General features: G+C 56.8%; 10 protein-coding genes. 4 read left to right on the top strand and 6 right to left on the bottom strand.

Annotated elements, in window-relative coordinates:
• Nucleotides 1-57: 57 nt before the first annotated feature.
• Genes leuS through holA form a run of 3 tightly spaced genes read left to right on the top strand, consistent with a single transcriptional unit; the run spans nt 58 to nt 4,202 of the window.
• A complete protein-coding gene (leuS, locus tag DHN55_RS05025) occupies nt 58-2,667 on the top strand; it encodes a leucine--tRNA ligase (protein WP_108880257.1) in 2,610 nt (869 codons plus the stop codon).
• 20 nt (nt 2,668-2,687) lie between these two features.
• On the top strand, nt 2,688-3,176 hold the full coding sequence (locus DHN55_RS05020) for a hypothetical protein (protein ID WP_337659931.1): 489 nt from the start codon (nt 2,688-2,690) through the stop codon (nt 3,174-3,176).
• A complete protein-coding gene (holA, locus tag DHN55_RS05015) occupies nt 3,177-4,202 on the top strand; it encodes a DNA polymerase III subunit delta (protein ID WP_108880255.1) in 1,026 nt (341 codons plus the stop codon).
• 20 nt (nt 4,203-4,222) lie between these two features.
• On the opposite strand, the gene DHN55_RS05010 is transcribed toward holA, so the two are convergent.
• The 5 genes from DHN55_RS05010 to mnmE all read right to left on the bottom strand — a co-directional run bounded on the left by DHN55_RS05010 (nt 4,223) and on the right by mnmE (nt 9,932).
• Entirely contained in the window at nt 4,223-5,104 is an 882-nt protein-coding gene (locus DHN55_RS05010) for a ParB/RepB/Spo0J family partition protein (protein WP_108880254.1), read from the bottom strand.
• Nucleotides 5,105-5,133: 29 nt separating this feature from the next.
• On the bottom strand, nt 5,134-5,964 hold the full coding sequence (locus tag DHN55_RS05005) for a ParA family protein (protein ID WP_337659930.1): 831 nt from the start codon (nt 5,962-5,964) through the stop codon (nt 5,134-5,136).
• A complete protein-coding gene (gene rsmG / locus DHN55_RS05000; RefSeq protein WP_108880252.1) occupies nt 5,933-6,619 on the bottom strand; it encodes a 16S rRNA (guanine(527)-N(7))-methyltransferase RsmG in 687 nt (228 codons plus the stop codon). The genes DHN55_RS05005 and rsmG overlap by 32 nt, the downstream gene beginning before the upstream one ends.
• A gap of 6 nt (nt 6,620-6,625) precedes the next feature.
• The gene (gene mnmG, locus DHN55_RS04995; protein WP_108880251.1) at nt 6,626-8,506 is read right to left on the bottom strand and encodes a tRNA uridine-5-carboxymethylaminomethyl(34) synthesis enzyme MnmG; all 1,881 of its coding nucleotides are present in this window, start codon (nt 8,504-8,506) and stop codon (nt 6,626-6,628) included.
• A 106-nt stretch (nt 8,507-8,612) separates the two neighbouring features.
• Nucleotides 8,613-9,932 carry a tRNA uridine-5-carboxymethylaminomethyl(34) synthesis GTPase MnmE gene (mnmE, locus tag DHN55_RS04990; protein ID WP_108880250.1) on the bottom strand — a complete coding sequence of 440 codons (1,320 nt, stop codon included), beginning with the start codon at nt 9,930-9,932 and terminating at the stop codon, nt 8,613-8,615.
• A 35-nt stretch (nt 9,933-9,967) separates the two neighbouring features.
• Here mnmE and DHN55_RS04985 point away from each other — a divergent pair, with 35 nt between their 5' ends.
• A complete protein-coding gene (locus tag DHN55_RS04985; protein ID WP_108880249.1) occupies nt 9,968-11,998 on the top strand; it encodes a DUF255 domain-containing protein in 2,031 nt (676 codons plus the stop codon).
• Here DHN55_RS04985 and rho read toward each other — a convergent pair.
• Entirely contained in the window at nt 11,984-13,267 is a 1,284-nt protein-coding gene (rho, locus tag DHN55_RS04980) for a transcription termination factor Rho (RefSeq protein ID WP_108880248.1), read from the bottom strand. The two genes, DHN55_RS04985 and rho, sit on opposite strands and share 15 nt — an antisense overlap.
• Between the last annotated feature and the right edge of the window lie 146 nt (nt 13,268-13,413).

Here is a 13,413-nt window from a genome sequence, read left to right as displayed (position 1 = left end):
CCTGATACTGCACTTGCGGACATAAATCAGGATCAACGAACAGGCATACCACAAGAAATGTCGAGCGAGCGATACAATCCCCGCGGTGTAGAAACCAAGTGGCAGAAAACCTGGACGGACGCCGGCAGCTTTCTGGCCAGCAACACATCCGACAAGCCGAAATACTACGTGCTTGAGATGTTCCCCTATCCGTCCGGCCGCATCCATATGGGCCATGTCCGCAACTACACCATGGGCGATGTGATCGCCCGCTTCCGCAAGGCAAGCGGCTATAATGTCCTGCACCCGATGGGGTGGGATGCCTTTGGCATGCCGGCTGAAAATGCCGCAATTGAGCGCAAGGTCCATCCCAAGTCATGGACTTATGAAAACATTGCCACCATGCGTGGACAGCTCAAGTCGATGGGACTTGCCATCGACTGGACGCGGGAGTTTGCGACCTGTGATCCCGAGTATTACGGCCACGAGCAACGCATGTTCATTGAGTTCCACAATGCCGGACTGGTTGAGCGCAAGGTCTCGGTGGTAAACTGGGATCCGGTTGACCAGACGGTACTGGCCAATGAACAGGTCATCGATGGACGCGGCTGGCGCTCCGGCGCTGAAGTCGAAAAGCGCGAACTTGCACAGTGGTTCCTGAAGATTTCGGATATGTCCGAGGAGTTGCTGTCTGCCCTGGACACCCTGACAGACTGGCCGGAGAAAGTCCGGCTGATGCAGCGCAACTGGATCGGCAAGTCGGAAGGCTTGCGGTTTTCGTTCGTGCTTGAAGACGAAGATGGCAACGAGCTCGACGACAAGCTGACCGTATACACCACCCGGCACGACACAATTTTCGGCGCCAGCTTCTGCGCTATCTCGGCAGACCATGCCCTGACCCGGAAGGCCGCCGCCGGGTCCAACATGATCACGGCGTTCCAGAAGGAATGTGCGGCTCTGGGCACCAGCGAGGAAGCAATTGAACGGGCCGAGAAAAAAGGTGTGCCGCTGGGCATATATGCGCGCCATCCGTTTGATGCAGCAAAGCGCTTGCCGGTTTATGCGGCCAACTTCGTGCTGATCGGCTATGGCGAAGGTGCGGTGTTCGGCTGCCCCGCTCACGACCAGCGCGACCTGGATTTTGCCCGCAAGTATGACCTGGATGTGATCCCGGTGGTTGCACCAAAAGGAACCGAAGCCGCATCTGTTGAAGTCGGCACCGAGGCATTGCTGGAAAAGGACACCTCGACTGTTCACATGATCAATTCCGGATTTCTTGACGGCATGTCGGTCGAGGACGCCAAGGCGGAAGTTGCAAGGCGAATGGCGGATGCCGGCATTGGTGAACGCAAGACCAATTACCGCCTGCGCGACTGGGGTGTGTCCCGGCAACGCTACTGGGGCTGCCCGATCCCGTTTATACATTGTGATGCGTGCGGCGTGGTCGATGTCCCGCTCGCAGACCTTCCCGTCGTACTGCCGGAAGACATCAACTTCGACAAGCCCGGTAATCCGCTTGAGCGCCACGAAGAGTGGAAGTCTGTTTCGTGCCCGAAATGCAACGCGCCGGCGCAACGTGAGACAGACACGTTTGACACGTTTATCGATTCGTCCTGGTACTTCGCCCGCTTCTGCTCGCCGCATTCCGACCAGCCGGTGGACACTGACGCGGCCAGCTACTGGATGCCGGTGGACCAGTATATCGGTGGTATTGAACACGCCATCCTGCATCTGCTGTATTCGCGTTTCTTCGTGCGCGCCATGAGGAAGGTCGGGCACCTCGATTTTGACGAACCGTTCAAATCGCTGTTCACGCAGGGCATGGTGATCCATGAAACCTACCGCTCGAAATCCGGCGAGTGGATCGTTCCCACCCAGGTTGCGAAAGACGGTGATAACCTGATCGACACGGTATCCGGCGAAAGCGTGACGCTGGGCCCGGCGGAAAAGATGTCCAAGTCGAAAAGGAATGTCATTGATCCTGATGACATCATCGAGCAGTACGGCGCCGATACCGCACGCTGGTTCATGTTGTCGGACACACCGCCGGAGCGTGACATTGAGTGGACCGAAGCCGGAGTGGTGGGCGCCTGGCGGTTTGTCCAGCGCATCTGGCGGCTCGTCGGACAGGTCGCGGGTGACGATGTTTCGATCGTGCCGGATGTGTTGCACAAGGCCAGCGCGGCAAATGTAGCCGAGCTGCGCAAGGCCACGCACATGGCTATCGCGTCTGTCGGTGACGACATTTCCAACCTGCGCTTTAACCGCGCCATCGCCCGCATCTACGAACTGGTCAATGCACTGGCGGCGTCGCTGTCGTCGGATGATTCGCCGGACGTGCTGAAAATGGCGCAGCGTGAAGCCGCAGTTTCGCTAGTTCAGCTGTTTGCTCCCATGATGCCGCATCTCGCCGAGGAGTGCTGGCAAACTCTGGGATGCGACGGGCTGGCATGCGATGCCCAATGGCCGAATCACGACGCAAGCCTTCTTGTCAGTGACAAAGTCACCTTTGTGGTCCAGATTAACGGCAAGAAACGCGCCGAACTGGAATTTGCCAAGAATGTCGAGCGCGATGCGATAGAAGAGGCATGCCTTCGCCACGAGAATGTGGTACGTAGTCTGGACGGTTTATCGGTTCGCAAGGTTATTGTTGTACCGAACAAATTGGTGAATATAGTTGCGGGATGATGATGTTCGCGAAACACGCAGTGAAATCGTTTGTTTTGGTTGGCTTGCTGGCTTTGTCTGCCTGCGGGTATCAGCCGCTATATGCAACCCGGGACGACGGGTCTTCGGTTTCGCAGGAACTCGCTGAGGTCAACGTTTCCCAGCAGTCGACCCGCGTTGGTCAGCTGGTGCGCAATGAGATCGTCCGGTCTACCAGGCCGGTAGGTACCCAGGCCCAGGACCGCTACTATCTCAATTTCGACGCCAAGGGCAGTGCAGAAACGCTGATCGATACGGAAGATACCGTTCGCCGCAGGCTGGCCTACAACCTGACAAGCAAATTCCAACTGGTTGATGCCGCAACCCGGAATGTTGTGTTTTCCGGGCGGGCATTCAGCAGGGTTCCTTACGACCGGCTTGATGCCTCGTTCGCAAATGTTCAGGCGCGTGTGAATGCCGAGGAACAGGCGGCCAAGCAGGTCGGCCAGGAAATGCGGACACGTCTGGCGGCATTTCTCGCCACCAATTAGATGGCGGTGATCAAGCCTCAGGGCTTTGATGCGGCTTTCGGCTCCCCATCGAGTAATTACAAAGGCGCGCTTCTTTGCGGTCCCAACTGGGAATTGCTGAACCGTTTGAAAAATCAGGCGGTAAAGAATTTCAGCTCAGGCCATCCCGATGGCGAGGTCGTGCGATTGTCGGATACCGACCTTGCAGCCGATACCGGACGGTTACTGGAGGAATTGCAGTCAATCTCCATGTTCGGCGCGGACAAGCTGGTATTGGTTGATGCGGCATCCAGCACAATTCACAAGGCATGCATTGGCGCAATCAGTGTCGGGTGGTCGGGTTGCCTGCTGCTTGTCACCGCCGGCGATCTGAAAAAATCCTCCCCGCTGCGCAAGGAGTTTGAAGCCTCGCCTGACCTGGCAATTACAATCTGCTTTGACCAGAGCGTCGGTGAGTTGCTGGAGTTTGCCGCCTCCTTCATGTCGGGGCTCGGCGTCACCATTGATCGTGAAGCCATTGAACTCGTGGTCGACGCTGTGGGAGGCAATGCCGCGCTGCTGCAGTCGGAACTTGTGAAACTGGCCAGCTATGCAGGCGATGACAGTTCGTTGTCTGTTTCGGATGTGAGCGAAATTGTTGCCGGCAACGAAGCTGCATCCATGGAAGGTCTGATTGATGCTGTTTTTGCCGGCAGGCCGGACGCCGCCGTTCAGGCAATCACAACCCTGCAGCAACAGGGCCAGCAGCCCGCCTCGGCACTGATAGCCCTGACTAATCACTGCGCCCTGCTGGTGGAAATGGCAGCTGCGATGGAAAGCGGACGTCGGCCCGATGCAATCGTCAAGGAATGGCGGCCACCGATTTTCTTCAAGCGCCACAATGCCATCGCTGGGCAACTCAGATTGTGCGGACTGCCGCAATTGCTGATTGCAGCAGAACGCCTGCGCATTGCCAATTCAGAGGTTCGCAGAAAACCGCTCATCAACTGGCCAATCGCCGAGCGCTTCGTTATATCAGCGGCAAGCTCGTTTCGCCGCGCCGGCTGACTTGCCCGCAGCGCTGAAAATCACGATTTGATGCCAAGCTTGGAACAAACCGTGTCAAGTTGATCTAAGTCATTGTAATGTATGGTTAATTTGCCTTTTTCGGCACTTTTTGCCGCGATAGAAACTTTCAATCCCAGTGCTTCCGCCAGCAATTTTTCAACTGCAGCAATGTTGGTATCTGTTGCCTCTTTGGCAGGCTTGCTCGCGGTTCCGGTGCCGGTATCGCGCGCCAGCGCCTCGGCCTGGCGAACTGACAATCCCAGGGCAATTATCTTCTGGGCGAGAGACTGCGGGTCTTGCGTTGCAATCAGGGCCCGTGCATGGCCGGCGGTCAGCTTGCCGGTCTGCAACGCTTCAAGCACCGAGGCCGGCAGCGCCATCAGGCGCAGCGTGTTGGCGATATGACTGCGGCTCTTGCCGATCGATTCAGCCAGTTGCTGCTGTGTGTAGTCGAACTGGTCGATCAGCTGCTGGTAGCCGTGCGCCTCTTCGACCGGATTGAGGTCGGCACGCTGGACGTTTTCGATCAGCGCGATTTCCAGCACTTCCTTGTCGGTCAGTTCGCGAACCAGCGCCGGAATGTGATGCAGGCCGGCCTTTTGAGCCGCGCGCCAGCGACGCTCGCCAGCCACGATCTGGTAGTTCTCCTCTTCGCCGACGGGCCTGACCACGACGGGTTGCAGAATACCCTTCTCGGCAACCGATCTGACCAGGTCTTCCAGGTCTTCCTCGTTGAACACCTTGCGCGGGTTCAGGGTATTGCTTTGAACCAGCTCGATAGGCAGTTCCCGCAACCCGTTGGCGCGGCCCGGCACCTGCTCGGTCGCAGCTTCTGCCGGCGCACCGTCGCCGATCAACGCGGCCAGTCCGCGGCCCAATCTTTTCTTTGGTAGTGCCGTCATGATTTTTTCTCAGATTTCATTGTTATGCTCTATGCCGCGCGAAGGGAACGCTCCCGGCGGATTATCTCGGATGCCAGTCGAATGTACGCCTGCGACCCGGCACATGTATTGTCGTACAAGAGGACCGGCTTGCCATACGAAGGTGCTTCCGACACCCGGACATTGCGCGGTATGACCGTTTCATAAACCTTGGCGCCCAGCACTCCGCGGACATCCTGTGCAACCTGCTCCGACAGCGAATTTCTGCGATCGAACATGGTCAGCACAATGCCCTGAATTTCCAGGGACGGATTGAGGTTCGCCTTGACCCGCTCGACGGTGTTGAGCAGCTGGCTCAGTCCTTCCAGTGCAAAGAATTCACATTGCAACGGGACAAGTATGGCGTCTGCGGCCGATAGCGAATTTATGGTCAGCAGGTTCAATGACGGCGGACAGTCCACCAGGATATAGGTATAGGGACTGGCCTCGCTGAACACGATCAGCTTCTCGATGGCGTCCTTCAGCCGGTATGTCTTGCGGTTGTACTCTGCCAGTTCAAGTTCGGCTCCCAGGAGATCCATCGAAGACGGCACGCAATCCAGGCCGGGTATTTCCGAACCCTGTACCGCCTCGTGCAGATCGGCCTCGCCAACCAGCACCTCATAGGTCGACACCTGCTCCTGCGAGCGCTCGATGCCGAGGCCGGTGCTGGCATTGCCCTGCGGGTCCAGATCGATAACCAGAACCTTCTCGCCGACAGCCGCCAGGGCCGTGCCCAGGTTGATGGCGGTCGTGGTCTTGCCGACCCCGCCTTTCTGATTGGCAACCGCCAGGATACGCGGAGTTGGACTAGTCGGGTGTTTCAGTATTTTTGCTGACACGTTCGGCCTCATGAATTTCAAGAATGCAGCCATTTTGCTGGGTGCGACTTGAGTGTTTGCAGAACGAAATATTCCAACATTTAGTAGCCTCGGTCAATTCAGCATCTACATCTTGTCCCTTTAGGAACAACATTCGTTGTGGATGAACCGGTAATTGCGCTGTCAGTTCCAGTAATTCGGGCAATGGCGCCAAAGCCCTGGCCACACACACATCCGCAACCTGCTGCAAATCCGATTTGCCGAGCAATTCTACCCGGGCATTGATGATTCGGGTGTTTAAACTGCACACCCTGCTCACCTGTTTCAGGAACGCCGCCTTCTTGGCATTGGCCTCGATCATCACGACCTCGGCGGCGGTATTCTTCTCTGCAAGCCATATTGCCAGCGGGACACCCGGTATCCCGGCGCCGGAACCGATGTCGAGGATCAGGCGTTCGTCTCCACGGAGATGATCACACAACTGCAAGCCGTCACAAATATGACGGTGCCAGACCTGGCTGATCGTCGATGGCGCTATCAGGTTGATCCTGGCCTGCCAGTGCAGCAGTTCCGTGACATACAAACGAAGTTTTTCCAGTGATTCACGTGAAACATTGAATGTTTCAGGCAAGTCCTCGGGCGTAACAGTCTCGGGAATTAACCATGCCTGCGACATCAGTCCTCAACCCGCCAGCCTGGCGCCTGAATGTTTCCGCATATGCGCGATGACCAGCACCAGTGCACCAGGAGTTACCCCGTCTATGCGGGCCGCATGGCCGATTGTCTGCGGCCGCCGCTCCATCAGTTTCTGGCGTACCTCATTGGACAGCCCGGCAATCAGTCCATAGTCGATGTCGTCGGGAATGATGATCTTCGCGTCCTGGTTGAACGCGTCTATTTCAGCTTTTTGCCGATCGACATAGGTTGCATAAATCGCTTCGGCCTCAATCAGCTCCTGCAAGTCAGCTCCGGTGTGCAGCAGCTCAGGCCACACGTCACACAAGCGGGCGAAATCAATATCCGGATATGAAAGGTACTCATACGCAGACCTGATCCTGCCGTCCTTGTTGGCTGGCAGGCCGGCGGTCTCAGCGGCGTGCGGGCTGAGCGTGAACCCCTGCAGCTTGTCACGCAGGCCGCTCAGGTCGTTCATCTTGGTTTCGAACTGCCGCTTCCTTTCGGTTGAGCACAACCCGTTGTCGATACCCAGCGGCGTCAGACGCTGGTCTGCATTGTCGGCGCGCAGCAGCAGCCGGTATTCGGCGCGCGAGGTGAACATCCGGTAAGGTTCACTCACCCCCCTGGTGACAAGGTCATCGATCATGACGCCGATATAGCCTTGCGACCTGTCGATCTTCAGCTCATCCAGCCGGCACGCCCGCGCCGCGGCATTCGCACCGGCAACAAGGCCCTGCGCTGCAGCCTCCTCGTATCCGGTCGTGCCATTGATCTGGCCGGCCAGGAACAGGCCCGGCAGCTTCCTGAGTTCAAGCGAGATATCCAGTTCACGTGGGTCGACATAGTCGTATTCGATGGCATAGCCCGGCTGCAGGATTGTTACGTTCTCCAGGCCGGCAATCGAGTGCACATACGCCTCCTGCACGTCTTCCGGAAGCGAGGTCGAAATCCCGTTGGGATAGACGGTGATGTCGTCTACCCCTTCAGGCTCCAGGAATATCTGGTGAGAGTTGCGATCGGCAAACTTCACCACCTTGTCTTCGATGGAAGGGCAATAGCGGGGGCCGGTTCCCTCGATGAAGCCGGCATACATTGCTGATTTCTCCAGGTTGCCGGAGATGATCTTGTGGGTGTCCGTGTTGGTGTGAGTGATGTGGCAGCTGATCTGGGGCGCATGGGTGCAGGTGGTCAGGGTCGAGAAATAGAACGGATGGTCGTCGCCGGCCTGCTCTTCAAGCCCGGAATAGTCGATCGTGGATGCATCAAGTCGTGGCGGTGTCCCGGTTTTAAGGCGGCCGATCTGCAATCCGGTATCGCGCAGAACCCGGGACAGTCCATTGCTTGGTTCCTCCCCGACACGGCCTGCGGGAATTTTCCGGTCTCCGATATGTATCAGCCCACCAAGAAATGTGCCTGTGGTGAGCACAACTGCGACGCAGGATATCTCGCGGCCGTCCTCACCGACAACACCGCAAATCCTGCCGTCGCTCATCGCGAAGCTTCCCACGGCAGCTTCGATCACGGTCAGGTTGTCATGGTTGAAAATTTCCGCCTGCATGGCGTCACGGTAAAGCTTCCTGTCAATCTGTGCCCGCGGACCTCGAACTGCAGGCCCTTTCGAGCGGTTGAGCAGCCGGTACTGGATTGCCGCCTTGTCGCTTGTAATGCCGATCAGGCCGTCAAGCGCATCGATCTCGCGGATGAGATGCCCCTTCCCCAAACCGCCCATCGCCGGATTGCAGGACATTTCTCCGATGGTCGATTTGCGGTGTGTCACCAGGGCTGTGCGTGCGCCACGGCGCGCTGCGGCACTTGCCGCCTCGCAACCCGCATGGCCGCCACCGACCACCACAACATCGTAATCTGTTTTCAGGATCTGGTTCATCGTGCCCGCTCCATACACGAACTGTGGAAAAACATCAAAAAAGACTTCGTTTCACGTGAAACAAATACCGCTGATTCACGTGAAACAATCCTGAAGCGAAACAGGTCTATTTCCCGATGCAGAACTTCGAGAAGATGCTGTCCAGCAGGTCTTCGGTTCCGACATCGCCGATCAGCTTGCCGATATTGCGGGCCGCTCTCCTGAGTTCTTCAGCCAGCAACTCAATAGGCAACTCCGGCTCCAGCGCAGTTTCCAGGTGGCCAAGCGCCGACTTAACCGCCTGCACCTGGCGCTCACGCACCAGCAGCGCCGGTTCGCCATTGCCGGCAAGCTCCCCCGCCATCACGGCCAGCCGGTCCATCAGCTTCCCCATGCCTTCGCCGGTCAGCGCCGATACCTGCAGGTCGGCAGCTTCTGCAGGCCCGGATTTGCTGATGTCAGCCTTGTTCCAAATTCGTAACGTTGGTGAATCGACACCGGTTTTCTGCCAATTTGCCTCGGAAGATGCGACACTGACCACGATATCGGCGTGTGACAGGCGCTCATGGGTGCGATCAATGCCCAATTGTTCCACATGTGAATCGACTCTGTCGCGAAGACCGGCAGTATCACTGATGATCATCGCCGTGCCGCCAAGGTCGAGCGATACCTCCACGACATCGCGTGTCGTACCCGCTTCACTGCTGACTATGGCCACGTCGCGCGCTGCAATGGCATTCAGCAGGCTGGACTTTCCGACATTCGGTGACCCGGCCAATACAACCCGTACCCCTGCCCGGTTAAGATGCCCGCGTTCACTGTCCTTGAGGTTCTCCGCCATGGTCGCAATCAGCCGCACCACGCCGTCGCGCACCTTAGGCAGCGCCGCATCGGCCACGCCTTCCTCGTCGGTGAAATCGATACACGCCTCCGCCAGCGCACTGGCTTCGATCAGCTCGTCCCGCCACCGGTAGAATATGTCGGACGCACGGCCGTCCACGTGAAACAACGCCTGCTTTACCTGCGTAGCGGTTTCGGCCGCCAGCATGTCATTCAACCCCTCGACACCTACCAGGTCGATCTTGTCATTTGACAGGGCGCGCCTGGTGAACTCGCCAGGCTCAGCGGGCCTGCATCCAGGCAGCGATCCCAGCTCGGCAAGGAAAAGCCGGACAATACCCAGGCTGCCATGCAGGTGAAACTCCGCAACATCTTCTCCGGTAAAGCTGCCGGGTCCGGGAAACCACAGGGCTATCGCCTCATCCAGCTTGACGGACCCTTGCGACACACACACCGGTACCCGTTCGGCAACGCGCGCCGCCGGCACCCGCCCGCATGAAATGCGCAATGCTGTTCCGGCTTGCGGGCCGGACACGCGCACAATTGCCACACCTGCCTTGCCCGAGCCCGACGACAATGCGTAAATCGTATCAACAGAATCCGGCATATGACTTCAATCCAGTAACAAGGTAGCTTCAACCCATGTCGAACCCGACTGCCACAAAGAACCGGCTGGCAAAGGAAACCAGCCCGTATCTGCTTCAGCATGACACCAATCCCGTTGACTGGTTTGCATGGGGTGATGAAGCGTTTAACGAAGCCCGTACTAAAAACAAGCCAATCCTTCTGTCAATCGGATACGCGGCCTGCCACTGGTGTCATGTGATGGCACATGAAAGCTTTGAAGATGAGGCTGTTGCAGAGCTGATGAATGAGCACTTCATCAATATCAAGGTCGACAGGGAGGAACGGCCTGACATCGATCGCGTTTACATGGACGCGCTTCACGTGATGGGAGAGCAGGGCGGCTGGCCACTGACCATGTTCCTGACACCCGACCTGAAACCGTTCTGGGGCGGTACCTATTTTCCGCCAGAGTCGAAATACGGACGGCCGTCGTTTTCGCATGTCCTGCGCGAGCTTGCCCGCATATGGCAGACCGAGCCGGAAAAAATCACCACCAATACCGATGCATTGCTTGATCGTCTCAGCGCACCACCGCCAGCCAGCACCAATCCCGATCCTGACCACGCACTTCTTGAGCAGATGATCCGGCAGGTGCTCGGGGCAGTTGATCAGCAAAACGGCGGCATAGGCCGCGCGCCCAAATTTCCGCAGGGGCCCCTTTTCCAGTTGCTGTGGTCAGTACACCAGTCACACCCGGGCAGGGGGTATGACGCACCTGTCTGGCTCACCATGAACAAGATCAGCCAGGGCGGTATCTATGACCATCTGGGCGGCGGCATCGCCAGATATGCAGTTGATGAAAAATGGCTGGTGCCGCACTTCGAAAAGATGCTGTACGACAATGCCCAATACATAACCTTGCTGTGCAAGATGCAAAACTCGGCGCCCAATCAACTGTTCCGCCAGCGAATCGAACAGTCGGTGGCCTGGCTGCTGTCCGACATGCAAACGCCTGAAGGCCTGTTCGCATCCAGCTATGATGCCGATTCCGAAGGGGTTGAAGGCAAATATTATTGCTGGGCCGAATCGGAAATTAACCATTTGTTAACCAATTCGGCACGAGAGCTTTTTCTCAGGGTTTACGACGTTTCGGAGCAGGGCAATTGGGAACATACCAACATCTTGAACCGCACCGATCATCCCGATCAGCTATCTGATGACGACGAAGCGCTGCTGGCGCAGGCACGTGAAACACTGCTGAGCCATCGGCGCAAGCGGATTGCGCCTGGCTGGGACGACAAGGCGCTTACCGACTGGAATGCCCTGACAGTAATCGCGCTTCTCAATGCGTCCGCCACACTTGAAGATCCGGCGCTGGAACAAGCAGCCCTCACAACGCTTGAAAACATGCAGGCCCATTTGCGGGTAAACGGGCGGTTCTATCACAGCTTCAGGGATAACCAGGTCAGAAGCCATGCCACCGCAGATGATTATGCCTTGCTGATTTCAGCCAACATCGCGGCTTACGAAACGACCCTGGACTGGGCATGGGTGGAACAGGCCGGCAACCTGATGGACGAGGCCATGGAACATTATCACGATCAGAGCGATGGTGCATTTTCCATGGCGCCCAAAGACGCGACGGATCTTATCATTCGCGACAAATATGCAAATGATGATGTGACGCCAAACGCCAACGCCACAATGGCAATCAATCTGTGGAAGCTTTCGGTCTACCTGGACAACCAGGCTTATCAGCAGACCGCGGAAGCCGTTTTCAACTGGCTCAAACCGCACATGACCAGAAACCCGTTTGCCTGCCCAACGGCCTGGCTCGCATTTACAGCATTGTCCGAACAGACCCAGCTTGTGCTGGTTGGTGATCCGGAAGATAAGAACTTCGCCGGGCTGCACCAGGCCTGCCTGAAAATTTCGTCTCCGAATCGATTGCTCATGCAGGTTGGCAGGGACGCGGATCTACCCGCCGGTCACCCGGCATCGGGAAAAGCCGGTCTTGATAAGGCTGCTGTATTCCTGTGCCGCAATCAGACCTGTGACCTGCCCGTAACGGATCCGGGAGACCTGCTGAAGTCAGGCATTCATTGAATCGAAGAAATCGTCATTGGATTTGGTCTGGCGCAGTTTGTCCAACAGGAATTCAACCGCATCGACGGTTCCCATCGGGTTGAGAATCCGGCGCAATACATAGGTCTTCTTGAGATTGCCCGGATCAACCAGAAGCTCTTCCTTGCGCGTGCCGGAGCGCAGGATGTCCATGGCAGGGAAGACCCGCTTGTCGGCAACCTTGCGATCGAGAACAACTTCAGAGTTGCCGGTTCCCTTGAATTCTTCAAAGATGACTTCATCCATGCGGCTGCCGGTATCAATCAGTGCAGTGGCGATGATGGTCAGCGAGCCGCCTTCTTCGATATTCCGCGCCGCGCCGAAGAAACGTTTCGGACGCTGCAGTGCATTGGCGTCGACACCACCGGTGAGAACCTTGCCTGACGACGGCACAACAGTATTGTAGGCACGTCCAAGCCGGGTAATGGAATCCAGCAGGATCACCACATCACGGCCATGCTCAACAAGGCGCTTGGCTTTTTCAATCACCATCTCGGCAACCTGAACGTGCCGGCTGGCCGGTTCATCAAAAGTCGAGCTCACGACTTCGCCTTTCACGGAACGACGCATGTCGGTTACTTCTTCTGGTCGCTCATCAATCAACAGGACAATGAGGTAACACTCGGGATGGTTGGTTGCCACCGATTGGGCAATATTCTGCAACAAGACAGTTTTACCGGTCCTGGGAGGTGCCACGATCAACGCACGCTGGCCCTTGCCAAATGGCGCCACCAGGTCGATGACACGGCTTGAGTAATCCTTCTTTGTCGGATCGTTCACTTCCATGAACAGGCGCTCATCAGGATATAACGGCGTCAGGTTATCGAAGTGGATTTTGTGACGAACCTTTTCCGGTTCCTGGAAGTTGACCGAGTTTACCTTCAACAGCGCAAAATACCGTTCACCGTCTTTGGGGCTGCGGATATCACCTTCAACGGTATCACCGGTCTTGAGTGCAAACTTCCGGATCTGGCTGGGGCTGACATAAATATCATCGGGTCCGGCAAGATAATTGGCATCAGGTGAACGCAGGAAACCGAACCCGTCCGGCATTACCTCCACAACACCTTCACCGATGATGTTCACATCCTTGGCAGCCAGGCTTTTCAAGATCGCAAACATCAGTTCCTGCTTGCGCAACACGCTGGCATTTTCAACTTCAAGCTCTTCAGCCGCACTCAGGAGCTCAGCTGGAGATTTCTGCTTAAGATCAAAAAGTTTGATCTGCTCGAGTTCGTCAAGGTTGGTCATCGGTTATCGACCCATATGTTTGATCAGGAAAATTGGCGGTCAGCTCACATGTCGGATTGAGTGATTACCAAATAGGGGAGGCGACGGCAGTCTATGAAAGCGTTGCCGTACTGCTCAGTCTATAGCAGCTTCGACAAGTTTAGAAA

Origin of the sequence: Anderseniella sp. Alg231-50, from assembly GCF_900149695.1 — a bacterium.
In the GTDB taxonomy this organism is placed as follows: domain Bacteria; phylum Pseudomonadota; class Alphaproteobacteria; order Rhizobiales; family Aestuariivirgaceae; genus Anderseniella.
Note: the sequence above shows the minus strand (reverse complement) of the source record. Positions and strands in the feature narration are given on the sequence as shown.

What these genes read in the sequence shown, in the direction of transcription:
- leuS (WP_108880257.1), top strand. Translation starts at nt 58, where the DNA reads ATGTCGAGCGAGCGATACAATCCCCGCGGTGTAGAAACCAAGTGGCAG.
- holA (WP_108880255.1), top strand. Translation starts at nt 3,177, where the DNA reads ATGGCGGTGATCAAGCCTCAGGGCTTTGATGCGGCTTTCGGCTCCCCA.
- DHN55_RS05010 (WP_108880254.1), bottom strand. Translation starts at nt 5,104, where the DNA reads ATGACGGCACTACCAAAGAAAAGATTGGGCCGCGGACTGGCCGCGTTG.
- rsmG (WP_108880252.1), bottom strand. Translation starts at nt 6,619, where the DNA reads ATGTCGCAGGCATGGTTAATTCCCGAGACTGTTACGCCCGAGGACTTG.
- mnmG (WP_108880251.1), bottom strand. Translation starts at nt 8,506, where the DNA reads ATGAACCAGATCCTGAAAACAGATTACGATGTTGTGGTGGTCGGTGGC.
- mnmE (WP_108880250.1), bottom strand. Translation starts at nt 9,932, where the DNA reads ATGCCGGATTCTGTTGATACGATTTACGCATTGTCGTCGGGCTCGGGC.
- DHN55_RS04985 (WP_108880249.1), top strand. Translation starts at nt 9,968, where the DNA reads ATGTCGAACCCGACTGCCACAAAGAACCGGCTGGCAAAGGAAACCAGC.
- rho (WP_108880248.1), bottom strand. Translation starts at nt 13,267, where the DNA reads ATGACCAACCTTGACGAACTCGAGCAGATCAAACTTTTTGATCTTAAG.